General features: G+C 46.3%; 23 protein-coding genes and 1 pseudogene. 14 read left to right on the top strand and 10 right to left on the bottom strand.

What is annotated here, in order from left to right:
* Positions 1-327 precede the first annotated feature (327 nt).
* The 3 genes from AC3RV5_RS10510 (at position 328) to AC3RV5_RS10500 (ending at position 2,361) form a co-directional block, all read left to right on the top strand.
* The gene (locus AC3RV5_RS10510) at positions 328-942 is read left to right on the top strand and encodes a LysE family translocator (RefSeq protein ID WP_489731870.1); all 615 of its coding nucleotides are present in this window, start codon (positions 328-330) and stop codon (positions 940-942) included.
* A gap of 174 nt (positions 943-1,116) precedes the next feature.
* A complete protein-coding gene (locus tag AC3RV5_RS10505; RefSeq protein WP_489731869.1) occupies positions 1,117-1,581 on the top strand; it encodes a cytochrome C in 465 nt (154 codons plus the stop codon).
* A gap of 300 nt (positions 1,582-1,881) precedes the next feature.
* A complete protein-coding gene (locus AC3RV5_RS10500; RefSeq protein ID WP_489731868.1) occupies positions 1,882-2,361 on the top strand; it encodes an aminoacyl-tRNA deacylase in 480 nt (159 codons plus the stop codon).
* Positions 2,362-2,801: 440 nt separating this feature from the next.
* On the opposite strand, the gene AC3RV5_RS10495 is transcribed toward AC3RV5_RS10500, so the two are convergent.
* Positions 2,802-3,344: a GNAT family N-acetyltransferase gene (locus AC3RV5_RS10495; protein WP_489731867.1), complete on the bottom strand. Its 543-nt coding sequence runs from the start codon at positions 3,342-3,344 to the stop codon at positions 2,802-2,804.
* A gap of 318 nt (positions 3,345-3,662) precedes the next feature.
* Here AC3RV5_RS10495 and AC3RV5_RS10490 point away from each other — a divergent pair, with 318 nt between their 5' ends.
* The 7 genes from AC3RV5_RS10490 (at position 3,663) to AC3RV5_RS10460 (ending at position 11,554) form a co-directional block, all read left to right on the top strand.
* Complete coding sequence (locus tag AC3RV5_RS10490) at positions 3,663-4,403, top strand: ABC transporter ATP-binding protein (protein ID WP_489731866.1); 741 nt, start codon at positions 3,663-3,665, stop codon at positions 4,401-4,403.
* Positions 4,404-4,405: 2 nt separating this feature from the next.
* Positions 4,406-6,772, top strand: a complete 2,367-nt coding sequence (locus tag AC3RV5_RS10485; protein WP_489732135.1) for an ABC transporter permease — start codon at positions 4,406-4,408, stop codon at positions 6,770-6,772.
* A gap of 3 nt (positions 6,773-6,775) precedes the next feature.
* A complete protein-coding gene (locus tag AC3RV5_RS10480; protein WP_489731865.1) occupies positions 6,776-7,999 on the top strand; it encodes an efflux RND transporter periplasmic adaptor subunit in 1,224 nt (407 codons plus the stop codon).
* Positions 8,000-8,051: 52 nt separating this feature from the next.
* On the top strand, positions 8,052-9,002 hold the full coding sequence (locus AC3RV5_RS10475; RefSeq protein WP_489731864.1) for a DnaJ C-terminal domain-containing protein: 951 nt from the start codon (positions 8,052-8,054) through the stop codon (positions 9,000-9,002).
* Positions 8,999-9,298: a chaperone modulator CbpM gene (locus tag AC3RV5_RS10470; RefSeq protein ID WP_489731863.1), complete on the top strand. Its 300-nt coding sequence runs from the start codon at positions 8,999-9,001 to the stop codon at positions 9,296-9,298. Before AC3RV5_RS10475 ends, AC3RV5_RS10470 begins: the two co-directional genes overlap by 4 nt.
* 368 nt (positions 9,299-9,666) lie before the next feature.
* Positions 9,667-10,593, top strand: a complete 927-nt coding sequence (uspE, locus tag AC3RV5_RS10465; protein ID WP_489731862.1) for a universal stress protein UspE — start codon at positions 9,667-9,669, stop codon at positions 10,591-10,593.
* Positions 10,583-11,554: a universal stress protein gene (locus tag AC3RV5_RS10460; RefSeq protein WP_489731861.1), complete on the top strand. Its 972-nt coding sequence runs from the start codon at positions 10,583-10,585 to the stop codon at positions 11,552-11,554. The genes uspE and AC3RV5_RS10460 overlap by 11 nt, the downstream gene beginning before the upstream one ends.
* A gap of 67 nt (positions 11,555-11,621) precedes the next feature.
* Here the strand turns inward: AC3RV5_RS10460 and AC3RV5_RS10455 are convergent, their stop codons facing one another.
* From AC3RV5_RS10455 to AC3RV5_RS10445, 3 genes are all read right to left on the bottom strand, one after another.
* A complete protein-coding gene (locus tag AC3RV5_RS10455; RefSeq protein ID WP_489731860.1) occupies positions 11,622-11,864 on the bottom strand; it encodes a DUF6868 family protein in 243 nt (80 codons plus the stop codon).
* Positions 11,865-11,970: 106 nt separating this feature from the next.
* Positions 11,971-12,426: a hypothetical protein gene (locus AC3RV5_RS10450; RefSeq protein ID WP_489731859.1), complete on the bottom strand. Its 456-nt coding sequence runs from the start codon at positions 12,424-12,426 to the stop codon at positions 11,971-11,973.
* A 194-nt stretch (positions 12,427-12,620) separates the two neighbouring features.
* Entirely contained in the window at positions 12,621-14,024 is a 1,404-nt protein-coding gene (locus AC3RV5_RS10445) for an MBL fold metallo-hydrolase RNA specificity domain-containing protein (protein ID WP_489731858.1), read from the bottom strand.
* 143 nt (positions 14,025-14,167) lie between these two features.
* Here AC3RV5_RS10445 and AC3RV5_RS10440 point away from each other — a divergent pair, with 143 nt between their 5' ends.
* Positions 14,168-15,202, top strand: coding sequence for an Acg family FMN-binding oxidoreductase (locus AC3RV5_RS10440; RefSeq protein WP_489731857.1), 1,035 nt, complete (start codon positions 14,168-14,170; stop codon positions 15,200-15,202).
* 168 nt (positions 15,203-15,370) lie between these two features.
* On the opposite strand, the gene AC3RV5_RS10435 is transcribed toward AC3RV5_RS10440, so the two are convergent.
* Positions 15,371-16,201: a delta-class carbonic anhydrase gene (locus AC3RV5_RS10435; RefSeq protein WP_489731856.1), complete on the bottom strand. Its 831-nt coding sequence runs from the start codon at positions 16,199-16,201 to the stop codon at positions 15,371-15,373.
* A gap of 445 nt (positions 16,202-16,646) precedes the next feature.
* Positions 16,647-16,988: a hypothetical protein gene (locus AC3RV5_RS10430; protein WP_489731855.1), complete on the bottom strand. Its 342-nt coding sequence runs from the start codon at positions 16,986-16,988 to the stop codon at positions 16,647-16,649.
* 265 nt (positions 16,989-17,253) lie between these two features.
* On the opposite strand from AC3RV5_RS10430, the gene AC3RV5_RS10425 reads away from it, so the two are divergent.
* On the top strand, positions 17,254-18,021 hold the full coding sequence (locus AC3RV5_RS10425; RefSeq protein WP_489731854.1) for a substrate-binding periplasmic protein: 768 nt from the start codon (positions 17,254-17,256) through the stop codon (positions 18,019-18,021).
* Between the two features lie 147 nt (positions 18,022-18,168).
* On the opposite strand, the gene AC3RV5_RS10420 is transcribed toward AC3RV5_RS10425, so the two are convergent.
* From AC3RV5_RS10420 to AC3RV5_RS10405, 4 genes are all read right to left on the bottom strand, one after another.
* Positions 18,169-19,881, bottom strand: a complete 1,713-nt coding sequence (locus AC3RV5_RS10420; protein ID WP_489732134.1) for a bifunctional protein-serine/threonine kinase/phosphatase — start codon at positions 19,879-19,881, stop codon at positions 18,169-18,171.
* A gap of 93 nt (positions 19,882-19,974) precedes the next feature.
* Positions 19,975-21,441, bottom strand: coding sequence for a NarK family nitrate/nitrite MFS transporter (locus AC3RV5_RS10415; protein WP_489731853.1), 1,467 nt, complete (start codon positions 21,439-21,441; stop codon positions 19,975-19,977).
* Between the two features lie 293 nt (positions 21,442-21,734).
* Positions 21,735-22,847 (bottom strand): CmpA/NrtA family ABC transporter substrate-binding protein, encoded by a 1,113-nt coding sequence (locus tag AC3RV5_RS10410; protein ID WP_489731852.1) that lies wholly within the window; start codon positions 22,845-22,847, stop codon positions 21,735-21,737.
* Positions 22,840-23,466 carry an ANTAR domain-containing response regulator gene (locus tag AC3RV5_RS10405; protein WP_489731851.1) on the bottom strand — a complete coding sequence of 209 codons (627 nt, stop codon included), beginning with the start codon at positions 23,464-23,466 and terminating at the stop codon, positions 22,840-22,842. The genes AC3RV5_RS10410 and AC3RV5_RS10405 overlap by 8 nt, the downstream gene beginning before the upstream one ends.
* Positions 23,467-23,676: 210 nt before the next feature.
* On the opposite strand from AC3RV5_RS10405, the gene AC3RV5_RS10400 reads away from it, so the two are divergent.
* Together AC3RV5_RS10400 and AC3RV5_RS10395 are read left to right on the top strand one after the other, a co-directional pair.
* Positions 23,677-23,868, top strand: a complete 192-nt coding sequence (locus AC3RV5_RS10400) for a type II toxin -antitoxin system TacA 1-like antitoxin (RefSeq protein WP_489731850.1) — start codon at positions 23,677-23,679, stop codon at positions 23,866-23,868.
* A pseudogene (locus AC3RV5_RS10395) lies at positions 23,865-24,394 on the top strand (GNAT family N-acetyltransferase). The gene AC3RV5_RS10400 and the pseudogene AC3RV5_RS10395 overlap by 4 nt, the downstream one beginning before the upstream one ends.
* The last annotated feature ends 150 nt before the right edge of the window (positions 24,395-24,544 follow it).

Below are 24,544 nucleotides of genomic sequence, written 5' to 3'. Positions count from 1 at the left end.
CCACTGCCCTGCAAGCGTTAGCTGCTAAAAAATAACAGCCACTGCATGCAGGGTGATGCAGGTATGTCTGGGAAATCCCCCAAACATGCCTTTCACAACTCGTTGCCAGCTTCAATGGCGAACGGGTGAGCCCTATTATTTGCAATGCATAACCTTACGCCTTTGTAGCTGCGCTTGATGTCTATAAAGGTGGCTCTAGATAAGGGCCTGGCGTGATTTACCTATTGTGGGCACAATTAAATTTATTAAGATCTGGGACAAGCGCCTGTATTATTTAACAGGCAAATAACGCTACACTGCAGCTCTTTGCTATTTTTGAATATCACTATGCCCGATTTTGCCCTGTTGGCGGTATTTATTCCGACTTTCTTTTTTGTCTCTATCACGCCTGGTATGTGTATGACCCTGGCGATGACGCTGGGCATGAGTATTGGCGTTCGTCGCACCTTATGGATGATGCTTGGTGAAGTGGCTGGTGTTGCGCTGGTCGCCGTGGCAGCCGTTCTAGGAGTGGCGGGCGTTATGCTCAATTACCCCAGCGTATTTATGTTAGGAAAATGGCTCGGGGGCCTGTATCTGGTCTACATGGGCCTCAGTATGTGGCGAGCTAAAAGCCAAGTCAGCGAGCAAACCCAGGTGCCCCAAGCCAGGCGTAATCAACTGGTGTCGCAAGGCTTTATTACTGCTGTGGCCAACCCCAAAGGCTGGGCCTTTATGATTTCCTTGCTGCCTCCTTTTATCAGTGTGACCAAACCCGTCGCCCCTCAGCTAGTGGTACTGGTGAGTATTATTATGTTCAGTGAATTTGGCTGTATGTTGGCTTACGCTTGCGGTGGCAAAAGTTTAAGGGCATTTTTAAACACAGGCGACAATATTCGCTGGATGAACCGTATAGCGGGTAGCTTGTTGGTGTTGGTCGGGGTGTGGCTGGCGCTGAGTTAACCCATTGGCTCGTACATCAACCACTTGTGCAAGGCACCCATGCCTGTGCCAAGCAGTCATTCTTCAATATTTGTTTCGACATCTTGATCTCCATCAATAAAGTGGGGGTTTATTGATTTCAATTGCCAGCTGATCCGTTATCGTTAAGCGGTTCATTCTCAGCAAGGAATCAATATGAATAAGTTAAATTTGATCGGTTTGGCGGCATTGGTTGCGGGCTTTGCAGCTTGTTCCTACGGCCCGGATTCGCCTAGAGGTTTTAGCCTGCCTGAGGGGGACGTGGCCATGGGTGAACAGGTCTTTATCAAATATCAGTGTCAGACATGCCACGCCTTAGATAACTATGCAGGGAGTGATATGGAAAAGGCTTTTGATCCACCGGTCAGACTTGGTGGTCGTTCGGCTAGGGTAAAAACCTACGCAGAACTGGTGACTTCTATTATTAATCCGTCCCATAAATTGGCACCAAGAGCCCCTTATGAAAGCAAGGTAAAAGATGAAAGCGGCGCATCCAAAATGCCGATATTTAATGATGTAATGACCGTTACCGAGCTGGTTAATCTCGTGTCGTTTTTGCAACCAAAATATGAACTTAAACCCATCACCTATACCCATTACGGTCAATATCGTGTGCTGTAATGGCCAAGGTGTATCTGCTCTTCGAACACAAGGGTGTTCAGCATAGGCTGAGCACCTTTTTAGATTTACGAATAGCCGCCCATAGTAAGAAAACCAAAACGGTAAGCGACTATGGCCAAAGTAATAAGGTGGCCAGTGGAATTATAAGTGTGGAGCGGTCATTTCCAATAGCGGTGTGAAAAACCCCTGCCCAGTAACCGATATGCCTTTTTAACGCTTATATTTGTCGTTAATAAAGTTCAAATACTCTGCTATGGACTATAATTACAGCTCCTTTATTGGCTCAACTGGAGCAATAGTATGATAAATCAAAATCGTGTTACACAATTTCTCGATAGTGAGCATATCCACTACTCGATGGTACCCCATGCACACAGCAGAAGTTCTATTAGTTCGGCCATTAGCGCCGAAGTTCCCATGCACCGAATAGCAAAAGCCGTCATGTTAGAGGATCACGAAGGGAAACATTTAATGGCCATATTACCAGCAGACTACAAAGTAGATTTACGTGTACTGAGTACCGCGCTCAACCGTGAATTGAAATTGGCCAGAGAAGCCCAAGTCTATCAAATGTTTGCTGATTGTGACTCAGGAGCCATTCCTCCCATGCCCAGCGCCTATCATTTAGACGCGGTTTATGACGAGGAATTGATCCAGCAGCAGGAATTGTTTATCGAAAGTGGTGATCATGAAACCTTGATCCAACTCGACCGCAAAGACTTTATGAGGCTAATGGGATCATTCAAACATGCTCGATTTAGTCATAAGGTTTTTCATTAACACCGCCAAACTCTTTTTGCTGTCGAAACTGGCTGGACATAAATATGGAAAATTAGCCCCGCTGTGTGATAAATACAACGGGCTTAAGTGCTATTTTTAGCAAATTTGGTATTGCCCACTTCATCAGTGAGCTGGCCCCGATCAATTGCTTGTAATGATCGACACGTTAACGATTCAGCCAGCCAAACTTTCTAAAAAGTTATCTTGAATAACCGCACTGCTTACCACACTGCCCGTGACTTTGATCATCTACCCTGAGTGTCTTACTTAATTGCCGGGCCGACCGATGAGTGAGTATAAATAACGCAATCCAATTGACTCTGTACCCCTCCCTGTTATCGATGATATTTCAAGGGTGTTTTGCTGATTTGGCCGCTCATATCTTTTTGGCGAAGTGATTGATGCTACGTTGGTCTGCAACGCTTAATCGCTATAAACAACTACAGCGCCAGGGTATAGATCAGCTGATGAATATCCTCGGGATCGGGCCTGACTTTCATGCCCATCTCTTTTGCTAACAAACGCATGGTGTTATTGTCTGCTAATTCCACTGAAAACAGGATTTTCACCCCATGGGTTCTGGCGTAATCAATTAAATAGCTCATTAACAACTTGCCTAATCCCTTGTGCTGCCAGTTATCAGCCAAGGTTAAGGCTATTTCGTGCACCTCGTGGCTATCGCCCACCGCGTATCGGCTCACCCCTATTTCCACGTCTTTGCCATCCACCTCTTCAGTAGCGATAAAGGCCATGGAATTTTCACCATCCACATCACATAAGGACTTTAGCATGGCTGGTGAAACCGTATTTAGCGCACCGAAAAAACGATAATGTTTAGTCTCGGGCGACAAGTGCTGAATAAAATCTGCTTCCAGAGGCATATCATCTTTTGTAATCGGGCGAATTTTAATTTTTTTGCCGTCTAATTCACAGATTGCGGGGGCCATACTGGCAGAATTACTGGATGTATTCGTATTTTGCATTATCTTGCTTCCTTTAAAAATTACCAAAATATTGTTTATTGCCCTGATGGATACGCCTTTTTATAAACCACTGATCTGGCTCTGGCGAGCAAATCCTCACTATATTATTTCCTTAGGCCTTTGCACTCGTCGATTGCACTAACACCCTGCTGCATATAACGGTCGGAGGAAATTGAAATTGTGATCTTCACACCTGTGCAATTGCTGTTTGTCGGTTGACAGTGTAAAGGCACCGAGAGCGGGTATTTTGATCTGAATCAATATGTGAATGTGAAATAGATGGAAATATTCAGATAAGTATCCAATGGAGACTGCCTCATGTTGCCTGATGGTAAAATTTCAAATCACGCTGCACTGCAACCGGTACTTGCTGCACGTGAAATTAGCAAAATCTATGGCAGTGGCGACCTGGAAGTACAAGCTTTACGCGGTGTGGATTTTGAGCTTTACCCTAACGAAATGGTGGTATTATTAGGCACCTCCGGCAGTGGCAAATCGACCTTACTCAATATCCTTGGCGGGTTGGATTTACCTAGCTCGGGGCAAGTATTTTATGGCGATGAGGACCTCAGCAAGGCTAACGATAGCCAACTCACCCTTTTTCGCAGAGACCACGTCGGTTTTGTATTCCAGTTTTACAATCTCATTCCCAGTTTGACCGCTTACGAAAATGTCTCGTTAGTCACTGAGATCGCGCCCAATCCAATAAGCCCAGCCGCGGCCTTGGATTTGGTAAAACTGGGGCACAGGCAGCATCATTTTCCCGCCCAATTATCAGGAGGTGAACAGCAAAGAGTGGCTATTGCCCGGGCCATAGCCAAACAGCCCGATATTTTATTGTGTGACGAGCCCACAGGCGCCCTGGACAAACAAACCGGCATTCTGGTACTCGAAGCCATAGAGAATATCAATCGCCAGCTCGGTACCGCCACAGTGGTGATCACTCATAACACTGTGGTGGCCGGCATGGCAGACCGGGTAGTCAACATCTCTGATGGTCTTATCTGTGACATTACCCTGAATTCTCATCGCCAGGCAGCCAAGGAGCTGAGTTGGTGAGCATGAGCGCCCTGGATCAAAAGCTAACACGAGATTTATGGCACTTGCGTGGGCAAGTGCTAGCGGTAGCTCTCGTTATTGCCTCGGGCGTGGCGACCTTGGTCATGTCACTGTCGACGGTAGAGGCTCTGCAACAGACTACAGATACTTATTATCAACGCTACCGATTCGCGGAAATTTTTGCTCAAGCGACTCGCGCGCCGCAGCGTTTGCTCAGTCAGATTGCATCTTTGCCAGGTGTGCAGACGGTGCAAACCCGTATTACCCGACTGGCAAATATAGATATCGACGGCTTTGTCGAGCCGGTTATCGGTCAGATCACCTCTATACCGGAAACCGCACAGCCTAAGCTTAACCAGCTGGTGATCCGTAAGGGCCGTTGGGTTTCCCCCGGACGAGACGACGAGGTGATCCTCAGTGAACCTTTTGCCCAGGCCCATCGACTTGCTCCTGGGGATCCCATAGTAATTATAATGAACGGCCACAAACGGCGCTTTTATGTTGTCGGCGTTGCCCTGAGTCCAGAATTTATCTATAGCATCGGGCCTGGTGCCTTACTGCCGGATGACAAACGCTTCGGCGTGATGTGGATGAGCCAAAAAGTTCTTGAGGCTGCCTATGATCTTGAGGGTTCGTTTAACGATCTTAGCCTCACGTTGCTCTATAAGACCCCGCCCGAGAGGGTCTTAAAACAACTGGATGTAATACTGGAGCCTTATGGCGGCACTCGCGCCTTCACCCGCGAGGACCAGATATCCAACTGGTTTGTACAAAATGAGATCACCCAGCAAAAAAGCATGGCCAGAATATTACCGACTATTTTTATTGCCGTAGCTGCGTTTTTATCGAATATGGTATTAACCCGCCTGATCACCACCCAAAGAACCGAAATCGGTTTGCTCAAAGCCTTTGGCTACTCTAGCGGGAAAATAGGCTGGCACTACAGTAAAATGATTTTGCTTATCTGCATATTAGGTGTATTGCTCGGTTCAGTAATAGGTGCCTATTTTGGGCGCCTCAATACGCAAATGTACGCTGAACTGTTTCGTTTCCCTTTACTGATTTACCACCCCGGCCCTTTCGCCTTTCTGGTAGGAGCGCTGGTAAGTACACTGGCGGCTTGGCTAGGCGCCTTAAACGCCGTACGTAAAGCGGTCAAACTGCCTCCGGCAGAAGCCATGATCCCTCCTTCACCAGACACTTACCGCAGCACCTTTATCTCCTCGGCCATTATCGCTAACTGGCTAGATCAACCAAGCCGAATTGCCCTAAGGCAAATTTTTCGCTGGCCCGTGCGCTCATTACTGACCAGCTCGGGTATCGCCTTGGCCGCAGGGCTGATTATCTTGAGCCTGCAATGGGATGATTCCCTTAAACATTTATCACGGATATATTTTTTTGAAGCCCAGCGGCAAAACGCTATGGTAGGTGTAGTGGAAGACCAATCTATTCGGGCTATTCATGACTTCGCCCACTTGCCGGGAGTACTAGCAGCAGAGCCTATGCGCATGGTAAGCGCTGAGTTTAAAGCGGGGGTTATTTCCCACAGAGGGGCGATCACCGCGTTGCCTCAAAACAGTGAATTGCACCCCATATACGACGATGCACAAAGGAAGGTTGTCAGCCTGCCCGCCTCAGGCTTGGTTATCGCCAGCCGCCTGGCGCAGAAATTACAGGTTAAATTGGGTGATATAATCTGGGTGGAAATCCTGCAAGGTAGACGGCCCGAAATACCCATACAGATAGTCGGCATTTTTGAAACCTACATTGGTCTACCTGCTTATATGCGCTTAGAGACTTTAAACAGACTTCTCACCGAGCCCCCAAGGTTCAGTTTTGCCAATTTACTGCTTGACCCAAATCAGCAAGATGAGCTTTATCTGACATTTAAAAATACTCCCAAAATAAGTGCAGTGATGCTTAAACAATCCGCGCTTAACGCCTTCAACGAAAATGTTATCGAGCACTTGATGGTATTTATTTCCATGTTTACCGGGCTGGCGGTCACCCTCGCCTTGGGGGTGACTTATAACAGTGCCCGCATTGCATTATCCGAGCGTGGTCGAGAACTTGCGACGTTAAGGGTACTGGGGTTTACCAAAGGTGAGATTTCTTATGTGTTGCTAGGTGAAGTAATGTTTCTTACATTACTCGGCTTGCCCTTGGGAGCTTTATTTGGCTGGGCCCTGGTGTGGTCAATGGCCCAGTCGTTTGATACAGAAATGTATCGTATTCCGTTGGTTATCGACCCGTCTACCTATGGTTATGCCATAGTGTGGGTCTTACTGGCTAGCGCCCTAACCGCCATTCTGGTGCGCCAGCGCATCGCCAAACTTGACTTGATCAGAGTATTAAAAACCCGGGAGTAAGCCATGCAAGCGATAAACTCACGTAAAATATTATGGACGGTAATTGGCACACTACTGTTTATTGCCCTGCTGTATTTGTTTTGGCCTCGTGCGGTGATCGTCGACATGACCCAGGTCAGAAGAGACACGTTGCAGGTGACAATTTCCGATGAAGCCAAAACCCGGGTGCATGATACCTATGTGTTATCAGCTCCGATCACCGGCTATTTGCGACGTATAGAGCTCGAGGTCGGTGATCCGGTGCTTATTTCCAGTACCATAGTGGCGCAAATCGAACCCATAGACCCCGCATTTTTGGACCCGCGCAGCGAAGCCCAAGCCAAGGCCGATATCCAGACGGCCGACTCAGCCAAAAGCCTGGCCAAAGCTGAAGTCAACCAGGCCGAGGCAGAACTGGAATTTGCCCTATCTGAGGTTGAGCGCATGCGACAACTACGGGCCAATAATAGTGTTTCCACACGGGAGCTAGATAACGCAGAGCGCGCTTACAAATCTCAACGAGCAGCGTTGGCTACAACCCAGGCCGCTTTGCAAATGCGCAACTACGAGTTTGAGCGTGTACAAGCGTTATTGTTATCGCCCACGACTACCCAACAAAGCCATGGTCGTTGCCAGTGTTTAAATATTATCGCGCCGGTAAATGGCCATATTTTAAAAATTATCAACAAGAGCGCTGGCGTAGTAACTGCAGGCACCCCCTTGGTTGAAATTGGTGATCCCAAGGATTTAGAAATTGTGGTGGAATTGCTGTCATTTGATGCTGTTAAAGTGCAGCCTGGGCAAAAAGTCGCTATCGACAATTGGGGCGGCACAACACCACTGACCGGAGCGGTGAGCCGCATCGAGCCCATAGGTTTCTTAAAAGTATCGGCCCTTGGCATTGAAGAACAAAGGGTTAATGTTATTGTTAGCGTCCAAAGTGACCCAGCGTTATGGCAACGACTTGGCCATGGTTACCAAGTTGACGTAAAAATAATGTTATGGGAGGGTACGAATGTATTAACGGTACCCATTACCGCGTTATTTCGTGATCAACAGCACTGGGCGGTATTTTTAGCCAATAATAACGTTGTTGAAAAACGTCGGGTGGAAATTGGTCGTAAAAATGCGTTTGCGGCGCAGATCATTTCAGGCTTAAATGAGGGGGACTGGTTCGTCTTATACCCTAACGATCAACTTTCGGACGGTGTAAGCATCACCTCCCGAGCCGCACTTAGCAAAAGCTAAATAACCGTCAGCCAAATTTGGCAAGCTGTACTGATCACCTAAGGAATGTTGAATGGAATTTAAAGATTATTATCAAATTCTTGGCGTTAAAGAGGATGCTGATTTAAAGGAGATAAAAAAAGTATATCGCAAGCTAGCCTTAAAATATCATCCGGATATGAACGCAGCAGATAATGCAGAAGAGAAATTCAAGGAAATCGCCGAAGCCTACGAAGTGGTAAAAGATCCAAAGCGTCGAGCTGAATATGACGAGTTACGCCAATACGGTGGTGCCCCAGGCCAAGGGTTTGAACCGCCACCAGGCTGGCAAAGCAGACACGCCTCAGACGGGTTTTCAGGTGGGGGTGCAGAGGATTTTTCAGATTTTTTTAATTCTATTTTTGGTGGCCAAAGAGGTTTCACACAAGGCGGTCAGCGGGCTGCCCCTGAATACAAAGGTCAGGATGTTGAACTGGAAGTCCCTATATTTCTCGAAGATACCTTGTCGGCAGAGGCAAAAACCGTAGAGTTTTTGGTGCCAAGCATGATAAACGGTCAAGTATCACGAGAGAAAAAGACCTTGAGAGTCAAGATCCCTGTGGGCGTCAGCGATGGTGAGCGGGTGCGTATCAAAGGCCAGGGAGCAGCGGGCCAAGGTAACGGTCCCAGTGGCGATCTTTATCTGCATATTCGTCTGGTGCCCCATCCGCTGTTCGATGTGCAAGGGCACAATTTGGTCATTTCAGTGCCTGTGACCCCTTGGGAGGCAGCATTGGGAGCGAAGATCACCGTGCCAACTCTAAAAGGTAAGATCACCTTAAATATTGCCAAGAATAGCCAGTCCGGACAAAAACTACGCATAAAGGGTAAAGGTCTAAAAACCAAAACCGGGGTGGGCGATATGCTAGCGGTGTTAAAGGTAGTCATGCCCGACACCAGCGACGAACAGGTCAACACCTTGTGGCAACAGCTGGCTAAATCCGCCAATTTCGATCCCAGAGCCCAGTGGAGTAATGAACAATGAGCAAGGTAATTTGGAATATTTCCTTTAATGAGTTATGCCAATCGACCCACATAAATGAAGAATTGGTGATAAGCGTAGTCGAGTATGGCATAGCCGAGCCCGTTGCTGGCCAATCAAGCCAAGACTGGTTATTTGACAGTACCAACGTACATTGGCTAAAAAAAGCCATACGCCTAAGTCGGGAACTGGAAATCGACTGGGTAGCGGTTGCAATGGTGATTGAACTACTGAAACAAAAAGAAGCCCTTGAGCGGGAAAATCAGCTGCTTCAGCAACAACTTGCGCGTTTATTGTAGACCCCCGATGAAATCCAGTGGATTGACGCACTGGATCGTAACCACCGTTACGGCGGTGATCCTGATACGGCTTACGCTGGAAATATTGAGATGACCGTACGTCAATAACCCGGCCTCGACACAGTTTGGCATATAAAGCCATGCCAAACTGAAATTACTGACGCATTTTTGCTGTCTTTTCCCGCTATTATTTTAGTTTTGCCTATTCCCAAGGGTGCGACAATTTACCCCATGTCAAGATCCACAAATTAATAAGTGTTTGAGGTACCTATGCTTCGCCTTGTCATTAGTTGATCTATATCAACCCATAGTTGCGTTAGCTGATTAGAATTTAGTTATTAAACTTCAGCTGATAGTAGAAGCCCGCTATGAAAACTCCCCAACGTATTCTGGTCGTCATAAGCGGCAAGCACAAACAACATCCTGCTCTGCAACGGGCATTAAAATTTGCCGAATTTAATGATGTACATCTGCATCTATTCAATTCCATTTATGAGCCGGTAATGGAACTAACAGATCTGTTGTCCAGTACCCATCGTAACGAAATGAAGCGCCAATATATGGCTGATCGCTCGATATACATGGAAGACATCGCCGAAACCCTGGATAAAAAAGGCATCAAGTGCAGTGTTAATATAACGTGGCACAGGGAGTTACATGAAGCCATAGAGCAGGCGGTGGACGAAGTGCGCCCCGACTTGGTTATAAAACATATCAGCGATGACACCGGCAGTCTCAATCCTTTTGCCATGCCCACTGACAGACACTTATTACGTTATTGCCATGCTCCATTGTTATTGGTTAAGCAGTCCCAGTGGACGGATAAACCCATATTAGCCGCAGTGGATCCCAACGCCTCTGATGCCAAACACCTAGCGTTGAATTATCAAATACTTGAATTTACTAAGATGTTAGCCCAAGTCACCCAAGCCCAACCCCACACCATCAATACTTACCAAACAATTAGCCACCTGCCGTCCGTTGATTTACCTGGACTGGATTACAAGACGCTCAGAGAAGAAACCGCCGCAGCCCATCGGGAAAAAATGCAAAGCTTATTGGCCGGTCATGACTTTTTAAGCGAGCACATGCACCTAGTTGACGGCCCAGCAGACATCGAGATCCCACGTGTGGCTAACGAGCTAGAAGCGCAAATAGTGGTATTGGGAACGGTGGGCCGAACAGGTCTGGCGGCAACCTTTATTGGCAACACCGCTGAACACATTTTAGCCAACCTGACTTGCGAAATATTAGCCCTAAAACCCGAAATGAGCAGAGAACATCATGACAGATAAAACACCCAACATAACCAGGATTTTGGTTGATATCGATCCTGACACACAGGAACAGCCAGCATTAACCAGGGCCTTGCAATTTGCCGGTCACACCAAGGTGGTTATCAAACTGCTTACCTGCCTGTCCTATCCATCAGAAGCGCTAGATACGGCATTGCACCTTGAACAACACAAAACGTCTCAAGCAGCTTTATTGGCTATACATACCCAAAGACTGACGGAACTGGTAGAAAAACATGCCACGCAAAATGTGGAATATCAAACCGAGGTCGTCTTGAAAACACCGGTGTATTTGGGAATACTACGCGCGGTTGATGATTTTCAAGCAGATATGCTTATCAAGGGTAGTCATTCACATAGTACGCTTGCCCGGCGATTTTCCACCCCCACAGACTGGTATTTACTCAAAACGTGTCCGGTACCTATTTTACTGGTAAAACAGCCATCATGGTCGGCCAAAACCAGTGTGGTAGCCGCATTGGATCCCGGTCATCCGTTAAGTAAACAAAGCGAGCTTGATCAAACTATCTTAAGTACAGCATATGTTGTTGCCCGCCAACTTGATGCGCCTATGCATGCTGTACATTGTTTTAATCCCGATTACGCAGATAGGATATTTGCAGGCATAGTAAAAAGCGCCTTATGGAAAAAAGTATTCCCAGCTGCCACGCACACAGATGAAGCCAAAATCATGGAAAACCTACGTGAGGAGCATAATACTCAATTTGCCCATGAATGCGCTCAATGGGTGCCTAATAGTGCTAATCAACACCTGTTGTCCGGTGCCATCGAACAGGTGTTGCCCGCAAAACTAACCACACTGCAAGGCGGCATACTGGTGCTGGGCACCACGTACCGCTCAGGCCTGTTGGGCAGCACCGCACAAGCGTTACTTGAGATCGTCGATTGCGACATATTAGGGATCAAACCGAATGATTTCGAAGCACCAGCACATTGGTAAACCATCCAAGTAGGCATCCCTGGGCACAATTTGCGTGCCCAGGGCTAATGAGTTACGCACGACCGTGTTAAGCTAGCATGCGCAGCGCCAAGTAAGGCACCAGGTTAAAGATAAAAACAAACATTTTAAACAACCCCATACCACTATAGTGAAACAGATCAAACTGCTGCTCAGATAAGTCGAACCATTTTTGGTGGGTCCTGTAAATCCAGTCATGGGCCAGTATGAACATACCAAACCATATCACCAACAAGATGTAATTCATCACGGTACACCAGCCAAAAAAGTAACTTAATTGTTCGATATGCATCGTGTTTTCCTTTGCATCAAAAAATGGTTATCGTCGCTGGTTAGCAGCTGGCTCACTACACTATTGTTATAACTGCTTAATAGGCACAATATTAACCTGTGCCTACCTAGCGATTAACCTTATGGCAATTGAGACATCCTCCTGAAACTCGGCCTGCAAGATAATAACGCGGCTGGCTTAAGGAAGCGGCACTGCGGGCCCGATCAACATCGGCCAGGAAGTCTTGCATAAAATCCTGTAGAAACGGATGACTGGCCCCTGCATCACCGGCTTGTAAACTCGCCCCTATGCGTTCGATATTGCTCAGGGCGCCCAACACCTTTTGTTGTTGGGCGGTGTCTTGGGGATTGTCGGGCACCAGTGCTTCATCAAGTTGCTGAAGCTGATATGCCAGTTGTTGCATGCTTGAACGCAGCATCTCACCACTGACATATTTAAAATCTGGCGGGTAGGTAACTTTACGCATAGCTGCCGCAAAATCGCTACTGCAACCACTTGCGGCAAGCACGGTCGACAGTAATACTATGCTTGCAAAAACAACAAGACTACGAGCTGTATTCATAAAATAACGTCCTTAAACTAAAGTAGGGGAAATCCGTTGAATGCTACAAAAGTGTTCATTAAACATGCCCTGCAAGATACGAAGCTCGCCTGGGGCAACAGTGAGTCATTCCCATGCGGCCCCACCAAAACATCTTTAGCGGTTTCGCTCTTAGCATAGCTTTGTGTCTTCTACTTTGTGTTAACTGTTTGAGCTTAAAACGCGATACATTGACCCAAGGCGGGTAAGTCAGTGACCATAGATTTTTCATCCCACAACTTAAGTGACAAAGCATCCAGCGCCTCCGGATCCCCATGCACCAAGACCACTCTTGGGGAATCGGTAAAATTTGATACCCATTGTATTAGCTCGCTTTGCCCCGCATGGGCCGAAAAGCCGCCTAGGGTTTCGATTTGCGCTTTGACGGCGTAACTGTCACTAAAAATTTTAATGTTTTGTTTGCCATCAACTAATAAGCGCCCAAGCGTTCCCTGTGCCTGATAACCACAAAATATGATCGTGTTACGGCTGTCCCAAATACGCTGTTTAAAATGATGGCGAATACGACCCCCAGTACACATTCCGCTACCTGCGATAATCAAGGCCCCCTTTTTTATATTATTGATTGCCATGGAGTTTTCTGGGGTAACAGATAGAAAAAGCCGCGGAATAAAGTCTTTTATGATTGACTGGGCAGATGGTGTGGCCTGCTCTATTTCCGCACTGTCCAGTGACGAAAACCAGCGATCATAGACTTTTGTGACTTCTATCGCCATGGGGCTGTCGAGTATCACTTGCCAATTGTCCAGTTCTCCACTTTGCTGTAATTGCCCCAAATAGAATAGCAACTCCTGGGTACGCCCCACGGCGAAGGCCGGGATCATGATATTGCCGCCTCGTTTTTGGGTATCACGTAATATCTGCTTAAGTTGGTCGACTGTGTCTTCTATAGGTCGGTGGTTTCGATCACCATAAGTACCTTCCATCAAGACTATATCCGCCTTTTTCAAGACTGTGGGGTCTTTCATCAAAACCGCATTTTTATTGCCCAAGTCACCGGAAAAAACTAAGGTTTTGGTTTTTCCTTTTTCGGTAAATACGACTTCTACAATGGCCGAACCTAAAATATGTCCGGCGTCATAAAATGTAACATTGGCTGCAGGTGGCAAAGGAAAAGACTGCTGGTAATTTTTTGACTGGCACAAACTTAATGTTTTAAATACGTCTTCTTCAGTGTACTCCGGCAAGAGGGGCTCTCGCCCTTTGCGCGCTAATTGACGATTTTCTCTGGCCAGATCCCCAAGATAAATATCCACTGAGTCAAGTAACATCACTTGCAGCAAGTCCGCAGTGGCATCGGCACAATAAATTGGGCCGTCAAAACCATCATGTACCAATTTGGGCAGCATTCCACTGTGATCAAGATGGGCATGGGAAAGCACAACAGCATCGATTGAACTGGGCTCAAACAGAAATGTTTCCTTTTGGATCCTGCGCACTGAGCTTCCACCTTGATGCATGCCACAATCGAGTAAAATACGCCCCAAAGCGGCGGATTCAAGCATATGACATGAACCCGTGACTTCTTGTGCTGCACCGAAAAATTTTATCGTGGCCATGGGTTGCCTCGCTTTCACAAATATTTAAATTAGTTAACCATAGGCTGTCGTCATACAGCTTGATCCAGGTCAAGAGGGGGGAAGATGAGAGGGGGTAGTATTTAATGCATATTAGAATAGCTGGGCAATCAGCCGGAGCCCATATGATGCTAGCACCCCGAAATCCCAGAACCATTAATGCCAATCAGTTTCCGACCCAGGGTAATGGTAAGGCGCAACTCAGTTTTTTACTTAATTACGCTTTGCTGGCACCTTCTGCCCACAATGCCCAGCCCTGGTTGTTTCGCTTAAACGACACCAGTGTCGATATTGTTTTCGACCAAACACGAACCCTGTCAATTGTGGATCCCGATAATCGGGAAATGATCATCAGTTGCGGTGCGGCAATTGGCACTTTGGCCCTCGCGGCAAAATATTTTGGTTATCGGTTAGAGGTGACCTTAGCACCGGCCACACGCCCGCCGGATTTATTAGCCACGGCCAGCCTGACGAAAAGCCACCCACCGTCAAGTGATGATGTTGCCATATTTGAAGCGATTAAACGGCGACACACCAGTCGCAGTTCGTTTGACGACACCGACGTCTCACCTCAAGTTATGGCCGACTGTGTCAGTGCGGCTAAATCGTATGGGGTGGAATTTGCGCACTTTACTTCGCCCGAACATAAATCTTTTATTGCCGAGCTCGCTGAGTTGGCGGATCGCAAGCAGTTTGCCCAGCCATGGTTTCGCAGTGAACTGGCCTCGTGGATGCGCCCCAAACACAGCCTAAGCAAAGATGGCATGTCGGCTGGCCGTTTTGGCCTACCTGACCTGCTAACCCCCCTAGCCGGTTTCGTGGTCAGGACCTTTAACATAGGTAAACGGGTAGCTGATCGTAATCGACAAAAGATCCAGTCTGGCTCTCCCGTCTTGGCTATATTTGCCAGTCAATCTGACTCACAGCACGACTGGCTGGATACCGGTCGTGCCTTAGGCCATGTGCTGCTTATCTTAACCCATCATGGCCTCGGTGCAGCCTACATCAATCAAGTGATCGAGATCAGCGCACAGCGCAACCGGCTACAAAAACGCTTAACGACCTTGGAGTGCCCACAAATATTGCTGCGGATTGGCCAGGCACCACCACCTCCGCCTGCGTCAGTGCGCCGCGGCATACACGACTGCCTGTTAAAATGAACAATACTTATTAGCTACGACTTCAAGCTCCTGCCTTCATACTAGGTTAACCACCACACCAGTTTGGTGTAGCGGTTATATGAATTTATTACGCTGAGCCTGATACCGTAATGACAGCCGCTGTCATCAAATAGTGATGACTGTGCAGACAGGGTATTATTAACACCTCTACTTTATTTCAGATAATAGTTTGGGATTGGTGACCAGCTTTCTTACCCCATGGGCATGATCTTCTGCAAATACGTTGCTTTTACACCACTGGCCCAAGCTATTGATATTGACCTTGGCACACTGGGGGCGAACGCTCCATGTTACCTGCAACGGAGAGCAAACTTGCTCAGTATATTTGGGGCCTGTAGTTGAGCCCATAAATTCCACGGGTTTGCCAGTATCAAGGGGCAAAGACTTGGCTTGGTGCAGATCATTTACAATATTGCCGTCATAGGTCAAGTCATTAAAATCAAGGGCTGAGGCATCATTAACAACAGTGAACACCTGGGTTTCTACCCGCAGCTCTGGATTAGCACATTTTTCGGACAAACACGCACCAAGACCTTTACCTGGTTGCACGTCACAGGAAGAATGCACCCAATGCACCTCTATGGTATCGCCAGGTGTCAACCCGTTACATATTTCTTCCTTAGGGGCCTGAAGTTCGGATTTTGTCAGAGATTGACTGATGGTGCATTGATACCCTCCCCCATGCCCGTGTTCACCTTCTCCGGCAAAGATCGCAAAATCCTTGGCTTTATGTTCGGCGTTGTTGTGAAAATGAATATTACATAAATTCATTTCTTTATAATTTGGAGCGAGGGAAAACCTGCGATCATTTTCACCGACTACGTTATCAATATCTCTTGGCGTTTGAGGGCCAAATCCCTCACAAGCAGCGCCTTGTGTCTCAGGATGGGTGCTATTTATTTCGACAGCCATGCTATATGCAGAAAAAGTGGTGATAGCGATTGCAGCAAACAGGCCTTTATTTTTAACTAATTTCATTATTTTTACCTTTAGTAGAGATGTTATTTGGATCGAGCGATCTAAATAACATGAGATAGCGTGTCTATTCCTGCTCATTACGCCGAGCGCAGTGGGATTATTGACAACAGCAAATTTCAACGGGCACAGCCAAAAAATATGTTTCCTAGAAGCTGGCATAAAGTGGTGCCAACATAATTTCAGTATTCATGCTGATAGCGAGCGCAGCAAGCAGAAATAGTGAAAAACAACAATATGTTAGACTAATTGATTAGCTAAATCGTAGATTAAATAGTGGCTCAGCCTTTCTTTGGTCGGCGTAGGGCTGTTTAGGCTAACGCAAGTAGTCATAAATTTAGGTTATATTGACAGTGCCGCCAAACAAAATACAGCTCCCTCCCTTAAACACCAAAAAAAACCGCCTAGCAAATGAGTTAAATATCCAAGTTTGGGCAGGCGTGGGTTATCAATCATCTTCACGTAACGTAAAAGAGAACGTCAATTGGCAATCAATGTGTTTTAGCCACTTGTTAACAATTTGAGGTATAGCAAAGGTACCGCTAGTATTGTGAGTCGTTGCAGCAATCAATATATCGCAGTCACTCAGTTTGATTTGTTGACGCACATAAAAAATATTCAAATTATCTAAATGACACTCCAGCAAGGGAACGCATCCAATATACCCCTTGTTTTCTGGATGTGGAGTATAGCTTGCACCTGCCACTTCTTTGGTTAATGTAAAGGCTTGCAGCTTATCCAGGTTTAGAAACCGAAAAAATAAGCTGGGATCATGGTGTGGGTCTGTCACAAGTTATCCCTTGGTTTAAGTTTTTGTTGCTACATCTCTATCCCTAACCCTAGCAGATGCTGCCACTTAATATACACTCACTCAACAAACGGGTATGACTAGCGTTTTAAATAAGCAGCAAGTGTGTTTATTTAATAGCAGGCTAAACGCTTATAAATGACATACTTTTCAGTATGTGCAAAGATGATTTGCGAGCATCTACAGTATAAACCTGACCGTTACCCAGGATAAAGCGGATTAATATTAACAATATAAAGATGATGGAATGAAGTTATACCTGTTTACTTTATGTATAACTTTCCAATGTATAACTATCCACGTTGCCAATGCAGAGACTATCCGTTGGGTGACTGAATCCTGGCAAAATTATACCAATAAAGACGGCAGTGGTTTATACCATGACATAATCCAGGCGGTCTTTGCTGACCACCAAATTGACATAAGTTATGTACCCTGGAAAAGAGCACTATTGGAAGTCAAAAATGGTACTGCTGACATCACAGGGGCGACGAGTTTTCAGGCAGGTTACATTATTCCTCGGTATGCTATTTTGGCACCGCCCATCAGTATTTTACTCAATAAAAAGAAAATGACGTACACCAATATGGCCTCATTGCAAAACTATGTTGCGGTATGGCCGGCCCCCTATGAGGAGGAAATAATCTCTACTGCCAACAAAGCTTTTATTAAAGGCTTTTCAGTGCAAGAGCGTCAGACCGCTTATAAATTATTGGTCTCTGGTCGAGCGGATTATTTTTTAGATACCAAAGCATTACATCAAGCCTGGCTAGAGAAACTAAAAAAGAAGCCTACGGGAAAATTAGAGGCATCTGATTATCAATTGGAAGATATTGGCCGATTACAGCTATTTATGATTTTTAGTCAAAATGCACGGGGGCAGCGCTTAAACGATATTTTCGAGCAAGGTATGGCAAAACTGACACAAAACGGTCAACTCGGTAAATTATACGAAAAATATCATTTCCTTGAACAAATGCCGTCCCCACCTGGCGAACAATCAAAGCCCAAATAATCGGATCAGAGACTGACCTATGGTTAAAAAATACTAACCGAAGATCCATGTCTACCCAGTGCGTTTTGAGCAAAATCATCCTAATTGAGCCCAACAGAAATCCCTGCATAGTCCTTGGTCTGGATGAGGCATGAGATGGTTAACGAGTTAACTGCTGGCAAGCAAAAACACTATTACCATCAATAAACAAGCACTAATCAATTGCCACATTAGCAAGGGATTACGCTGGGCCAGGGGTTGGTATTTTTCGGCAACAATCAGGCTCTGATTAGGATTAGACAAGTCAGTCAGAAATTCTGAAAGAGCCTGGTAGCGCAGTGCCGGATTGGCTTGTAGAGCCTTACGTAAGGTCAGATTCACCCAGCCGGGTAAATCTGGGCGACTGTGATGTAAATATTGATACTGCCACTCACTGTAGTGTTTTGGCACATAGTCCTGATAGCTAAAGGCTTTAAACGGCAATACACCACAGAGCATTTCGTAACACAGCACTCCCAGGGAAAATAAATCGCTGCGATGGTCGCTGTGCCCCGTTAACAAATATTCCGGAGCGATATAATGTACTGAGCCCAGGGCCATATCTTCCAACGGCAAGGTATTGGTTTCCGCTAGCGTCCCCACCCACACTGTACCAAAGTCGATGAGTTTAACTTCGCCCTGGTAGGTAAGCATCACATTCTCTGGTTTCACATCTCTGTGCACCATATCTCGGCGCTGTAATACCCTTAAAGCTGTGACGAGCTGACTGATGATTGCCCTGACCTGTTCTAGACTGGGGTGAGGATTGTCTATTATCCACTGGCGCAGGGTTTGACCTTCTATGTATTCACATAGATGGTACATAAATTTAGCGTTATCCGGCCGGCTATGGATCGCCATAATATTGGGATGTTTAATCCGTTGACCAATCCATTCTTCCCGCAAAAAACCACTGAGGTAAACCGGATCATCGGCAAAATGTTGGGACGGGGTTTTTAAGCCGTAAACCTTGCCATCCACTTCACTTTGCACTTTATACAAACTGCTGCGAGTACCATTAAACAGTACTTGCAATACCCGGTAACCTTCCAGCTTCATACTCACAGTTAATGCCGGAGGCATCGCCAAACGAGTCAACTGACGATAATGTTCGTCTAAATCCCCTGAGGGCAACTGAACTACCCGTACCAACAAACAACTGAGGTTGTCGTCACTGCCGGCGTCCAGTGCCGCCTGCACAATTTGTTCAGCCACTTGCTCCAAACTTTGTGTGGAATTGGCTAACAAGGTTTGCAGCTGTTTAGCAGACAAAAACTCGTGTACCCCATCGGTAGTGAGCAGAAACACATCTTGAGGCAACAGCTCGAACTTGCGGTAATCCACATCCAGCTTAGGTTCGATACCTATAGCTCGGGTCAAATAGCGCTGGCTGCCCTGGCGTGAAGTATGATCAATGGTAAGCTGCTCAAACTGATGACCTTGCAAACGATAGATGCGACTGTCACCGGCGTGCAATAAAAAGCCACTGGTCGATTTAAATACCACGGCGCTAAAAGTGGTGACCATTTGGCTGTGGCCACCGTGCTGGTAATCATGCTGGCCATGGCACCAGCGATTTAGACTGTCCAGCACCTGGCTCACGCCCCGTTTCACGGTCCAGGTTTCAGGGGTTTGGGCGTAATCTTGAATAAAGCTAGTAACACAGGTTTCGGCGGCCTCCCTGGCACGGCTACAAGCGCTAACGCCATCTGCAATGGCGGCCACCGCCCCTTTGGTTTCCAGTTGACTGTCCTTGGGTAACCAGGCAGCAAAGGCGTCCTGATTTTCTGCTTTGAGCCCCGGGCTGGAATACCCACCAAATTCAACTTTCAATTTCTGCAAAATACCGGTTACCTGTTGGTGTTTAAGCAATTACGTAGGGTCCAGGGCGTGGGTGCAGACCCACGCCCTTTGAGAATGAATAATAACCCTGCTTCAGGTTACATGGATCAGTTCGACACTGCCGTCTTCCCGTACTTCGGTCATCGCCCCGCTTGGCTCGCGCATAAATAGCAAGGTAACAAAACCCAATACAGCCGTGCCCGCAATAACCATAAAGAAAGTGGAGACTTCGACCAAGGAATACACGGTTAAATACACCACAGCCCCGACATTACCATAAGCGCCGGTCATACCGGCAATTTGCCCGGTTAAACGACGTTTGATCAACGGCACGACGGCAAATACAGCGCCCTCCCCTGACTGCACAAAAAACGAACAGGCCATGACCGTCAAAACCGCTACCCAGATAGGCCAGCTGGCGTCAATCATACTCATGCAAAAGTACCCTATCGCTAAACCTGCGGTTAAGATCAACAAGGTTTTTTTGCGCCCGAAGCGATCGGAGATCATGCCGCCACCGGGGCGTGACATCAAATTCATAAAGGCATACATACCGGCTAACAATCCGGCGCTGGCCATACTCAAGGTAAAGGTATCGGCGAAAAATGCCGGCAGCATAGACACCACCGCCAACTCGGAGCCAAAAGTGGCGAAATACAAAATATTTAAAACCGCCACCTGTTTAAAGGCGTAACGATGAATTTCGGGTACTGGAGTGGTAAAAATATCGCGATTAACCTTATAGGTGGCGTAACTATCGTATAAAAATAAGCCCCCAAGACCCAGATACAAAACCAGGGCAATCGATTCACTGAGTAGACCTACACCCTCGGGTGACAGCTTCCAGTTCAGTAAGGCCAAAGCCAGATATAAAGGCGTTTTCATCAGGATTAAAAAATAAAAATCACCTACGCTGGTGACTTCCAAACCGCCGAGGTTTTTGGGTCGGAAATAGGTTGAACCTTTGGGAGTATCTGTGGTGTTGCGGTAATAAATCACGCTGAATAACAAGCTCATCACACCGGTCAGACCGGTGGCGTAGCGCCAGCCGTCGTCCCCACCAAATACCAGGGCCAAAGTGGGTAAGGTAAAGGCTGCTGCGGCCGAGCCAAAGTTGCCCCACCCGCCATATATGCCTTCAGCCGTGCCTAACTCTTTAGGGGGAAACCATTCACTGACCATGCGAATACCCACCACAAAACCCGCACCAATAAAGCCCAGGGCAAATCGTGATATCACCATCTGGGTAAAGTTATCTGCCAGGGCAAAGGTAAAACAAGGTATAGCGCACACAGCCAATAGGCTTGAATACACCAAACGCGGGCCAAATTTATCGGTTAACGCTCCAATCAACACTCTGGCAGGAATGGTCAAGGCCACGTTTATGATCAGCAGGGTTTTCCATTCGCTTAGGGTTAAACCTAAGTCACCCATGATGGCTTCTTTTAGCGGCGCCATGTTAAACCACACAAAGAAGGTAATAAAAAATGCCATCCAGGATAAATGCAAGGTTTTCATCTTGCCACTAAATGTCATCAAATTAAATTTTTCCGCACTCATAGATAACCCTTTTATGTTGGCATATCGATTGACCAAAAAAAACCCACACAAGAATTTGATGACTCAAATTCTTGTGTGGGCTACGTTGCCTGTATGTTTACCCTCCCGATGGTGAATAAACATAATTTTTTCGACTAAGAGTGAATAATCCGAGTCTTAATCAATTAGTCATAACAAAGCACAAATAAGGCCAAACTTTTTTTATACATTTTACAATGGCTTAGGGGTTTGCACATGAACACATTCAACGGTTTTTGCTCCCCTAGGTGCAACTCGCACCAAACAAGTGCAGCTTAGCCAGAGCGACGATAAAACTGCACTGATTGGTCAGCCAACAATAAACGCATTTGCTGATAAATGTCCGGGCGAAATATAGTTGCAATCAAATCAGTGGGAATAGTCAAATTGAGAGGGATTTGCCCGGCGTTACTCATTTGTTTGATCAGCCACTCGCCCCGGATCAATTCAGGCTGATTAATGGAGCCATTGTTGCTTACCGAAAATTGGTTGTAAGATGAAATGCTACGTGGCGCCATGGATATGTGAGTTAAACAACTGCCTAATAACGAGGGAGCAATCACGTCCAGCTCGGCATTTAAGTATTCTTCACGGCACAACAAACGCGCGGCTTCGAAGCGATTGGGCACAGTTTCCAGCCAGACACAGGCCTGTTTTAATGCCGCACACATCGCCAAAACAGTATTCGGGTTCTGTTGATACCAGCTATCGAGCAAACCTAGTACTTTCTCGGGAGAATCTTGCCAGATGTCAAACGACGTCAAGACGGTCAGGCCAATGCCAGCCCGCACCGCTTTGGCGTTCCAAGGGCCTCCCACACAACAGCCATCAATTTCGCCATTTTCCAAAAACGTCACCATATTCACCGGTGGAACGACCAAAAAATCGACATCTTGCGCTGTGATATTAGCCGACAAAAGCCAATCAAGCAGTTGATAATTATGGCAACTGTAAGGAAATACTGTGGCAAATTTGAGCCTGGGCAAGCCGCTGCTTTTGCGTTTGGCAATCACGTTTTGCAGTAAATAGGCCGCCATGGGCAATGTGACGTTACGAATATTATTGGCCAGCAGCACTTCTTGATGCAGATTTTCAGACAATGTAATAGCGTTGCCGTTTAAACTCAGTATCAGCGGGGTGATCACCTTTGCAGGCTCTACACCTAAACCTAAGGTACTGGCGATCGGCATAGGTGCCAACATTTGCGCGGCGTCCAGTACACCGGCGTGTAACTTGTCTCGCAGGGTAGCCCAGGAGTTCTGTTTCTGTAATTCTACTTCTAATCCCCACTGACTGAAAAAACCCAGTTCTTTGGCCACAACCAGTGGCGCTGAATCTGTCAGCGGAATAAAGCCCAAGGTTAAATGGGTTTGCTCGGGTTCAATCATGATGACTTCCTTTATCTAAGGTACGCAGCATGGAAATAATGGTTTTTGCTACGTCCTCCAATTTTTGTCCTGCATCCATCGCTGTTTTGCGCATTGTATGAAAGGCTTGCTCTTCACTTAAGCCGCTACTTTTCATTAACAAGCGTTTGGCCTGCTCTATGGATATGCGGGATTCAAGTTGATGTTTGGTTTCAGTAAGTTCGTCTTTGAGTTTATGAAACTGATGAAAGCGAGCCACGGCGGCGTCTAGTATAGGTTTAACCCGTTGTGGGTCGATATCTCCCACTACATAGGCACTGACCCCGGACTGCACTGACAAATTAATCGTTTCTGTATCTTCTTTGGATGAGAACATCACTACAGGCTTGGGGTTATAACTGGAAATGGTGCTTAGACTTTCGAGCATATCCCGATTCGGTGACTCGATATCGATGACAATAATATCAGGCTGGAATTGATCCACTTGTTTTAATAATCCCACCTCTGAGCAGGCCAGATGACTGATTTTATAACGCGATTTATCCAGGGCTGCCGTGATCGACTGAGCACGCTGCACATTTTCATCGATCAACAAAATGTTTAGTTGATCCACGGCCAACTGGCCTGAGTTATGTTTCACTGATGTCGCCAACGCAGGTTCCTGAATATAAACTACCTAACTATATCTAAACAGTCATGTGCAAGGCTCAAGCCAAAATATAATGTTATAAAATACAACCAGTTAAATTGCAGTAAAAAATTCAAGTGCCATTTTTAGGGGTAAGTAGGTGCAAACGCACCATGAAGGTGCGGCCAATCTAAACGGTCAGTTTTTTATACGACCTTCAGTTTGAAAATCTTAACAGAATATGTCGTTCGTTTAATGGACGAAGACTCAACACAAGTTATCTCTCAATACGAAAATGTAACTGTTCAAGACAACGTATTCGATCAGTTTATGTCAGCTTGTGACCAGGCTAATACTCCCAATCGCGCGTTGCCCAATGCCGCTACTTTAACTAAAGGTGGTGGTATTAAGTGAGTTGGTCGAACGCTTTTGAAGAGATCAATAAGGCCAAGCATGATCGCGATTCTTTCGATTGTGGGGCAAGTGAGTTGAATGTTTTTATTTGAACTCAGGCAGCTAAACATATGCAAGCAGGCATAAGCCGCACAATGGTTTTGCCAGCTACTACCCCTTTACCTCATCAAAAATATCCAATATGTTCTTTTTATAGCGTTGCCCCTCGCTCGATTAGTCGAGAAACTTTACCTGTTCAACTGTCAAAAAAACTTCCTCGCTATCCAATTCCTTTACTTTTGCTTGTACAGCTAGCTGTGCATAAAGAATTTCATGGGAGTGCTCTTGGTAAAGTGAGTTTAATCAGGGAGTTAGAATATCTGTGGGATGTTAATACTCACATCGCGCCTACGCAATAGTTGGTGACCGTGTGACTGATCCTGCTTTAAGTTTTTATCAGAAATTTGGCTTTGAAGTTTTGTGTGAGCATAACGGACGCACTCGTATGTTTTTACCGATGAAAACGGTTGGGAAATTGTTTAGCTGACCGTAAACGAATATAACTGACAGCATAGTCCGCTATACAGTCAAACTAAATGAATGTCTACCTAACTAAAAAGGCTGGTTTGGATCAAAACCGCCTATTCATCTTGCTATGGACGAACGGCTATATATCGCTCAAAGCAGCCAATTCCAG

The organism is Paraglaciecola sp. IT1134, assembly GCF_058068185.1.
The sequence above is the reverse complement of the archived record's forward strand: the minus strand, read 5'-3'. Positions and strand labels throughout refer to the sequence as shown.

Bases quoted from the DNA above. Each gene is read 5' to 3' on its own strand.
- AC3RV5_RS10510 (WP_489731870.1), top strand. From the start codon at position 328: ATGCCCGATTTTGCCCTGTTGGCGGTATTTATTCCGACTTTCTTTTTT.
- AC3RV5_RS10505 (WP_489731869.1), top strand. From the start codon at position 1,117: ATGAATAAGTTAAATTTGATCGGTTTGGCGGCATTGGTTGCGGGCTTT.
- AC3RV5_RS10500 (WP_489731868.1), top strand. From the start codon at position 1,882: ATGATAAATCAAAATCGTGTTACACAATTTCTCGATAGTGAGCATATC.
- AC3RV5_RS10495 (WP_489731867.1), bottom strand. From the start codon at position 3,344: ATGCAAAATACGAATACATCCAGTAATTCTGCCAGTATGGCCCCCGCA.
- AC3RV5_RS10490 (WP_489731866.1), top strand. From the start codon at position 3,663: ATGTTGCCTGATGGTAAAATTTCAAATCACGCTGCACTGCAACCGGTA.
- AC3RV5_RS10485 (WP_489732135.1), top strand. From the start codon at position 4,406: ATGAGCGCCCTGGATCAAAAGCTAACACGAGATTTATGGCACTTGCGT.
- AC3RV5_RS10480 (WP_489731865.1), top strand. From the start codon at position 6,776: ATGCAAGCGATAAACTCACGTAAAATATTATGGACGGTAATTGGCACA.
- AC3RV5_RS10475 (WP_489731864.1), top strand. From the start codon at position 8,052: ATGGAATTTAAAGATTATTATCAAATTCTTGGCGTTAAAGAGGATGCT.
- AC3RV5_RS10470 (WP_489731863.1), top strand. From the start codon at position 8,999: ATGAGCAAGGTAATTTGGAATATTTCCTTTAATGAGTTATGCCAATCG.
- uspE (WP_489731862.1), top strand. From the start codon at position 9,667: ATGAAAACTCCCCAACGTATTCTGGTCGTCATAAGCGGCAAGCACAAA.
- AC3RV5_RS10460 (WP_489731861.1), top strand. From the start codon at position 10,583: ATGACAGATAAAACACCCAACATAACCAGGATTTTGGTTGATATCGAT.
- AC3RV5_RS10455 (WP_489731860.1), bottom strand. From the start codon at position 11,864: ATGCATATCGAACAATTAAGTTACTTTTTTGGCTGGTGTACCGTGATG.
- AC3RV5_RS10450 (WP_489731859.1), bottom strand. From the start codon at position 12,426: ATGAATACAGCTCGTAGTCTTGTTGTTTTTGCAAGCATAGTATTACTG.
- AC3RV5_RS10445 (WP_489731858.1), bottom strand. From the start codon at position 14,024: ATGGCCACGATAAAATTTTTCGGTGCAGCACAAGAAGTCACGGGTTCA.
- AC3RV5_RS10440 (WP_489731857.1), top strand. From the start codon at position 14,168: ATGATGCTAGCACCCCGAAATCCCAGAACCATTAATGCCAATCAGTTT.
- AC3RV5_RS10435 (WP_489731856.1), bottom strand. From the start codon at position 16,201: ATGAAATTAGTTAAAAATAAAGGCCTGTTTGCTGCAATCGCTATCACC.
- AC3RV5_RS10425 (WP_489731854.1), top strand. From the start codon at position 17,254: ATGAAGTTATACCTGTTTACTTTATGTATAACTTTCCAATGTATAACT.
- AC3RV5_RS10415 (WP_489731853.1), bottom strand. From the start codon at position 21,441: ATGAGTGCGGAAAAATTTAATTTGATGACATTTAGTGGCAAGATGAAA.
- AC3RV5_RS10410 (WP_489731852.1), bottom strand. From the start codon at position 22,847: ATGATTGAACCCGAGCAAACCCATTTAACCTTGGGCTTTATTCCGCTG.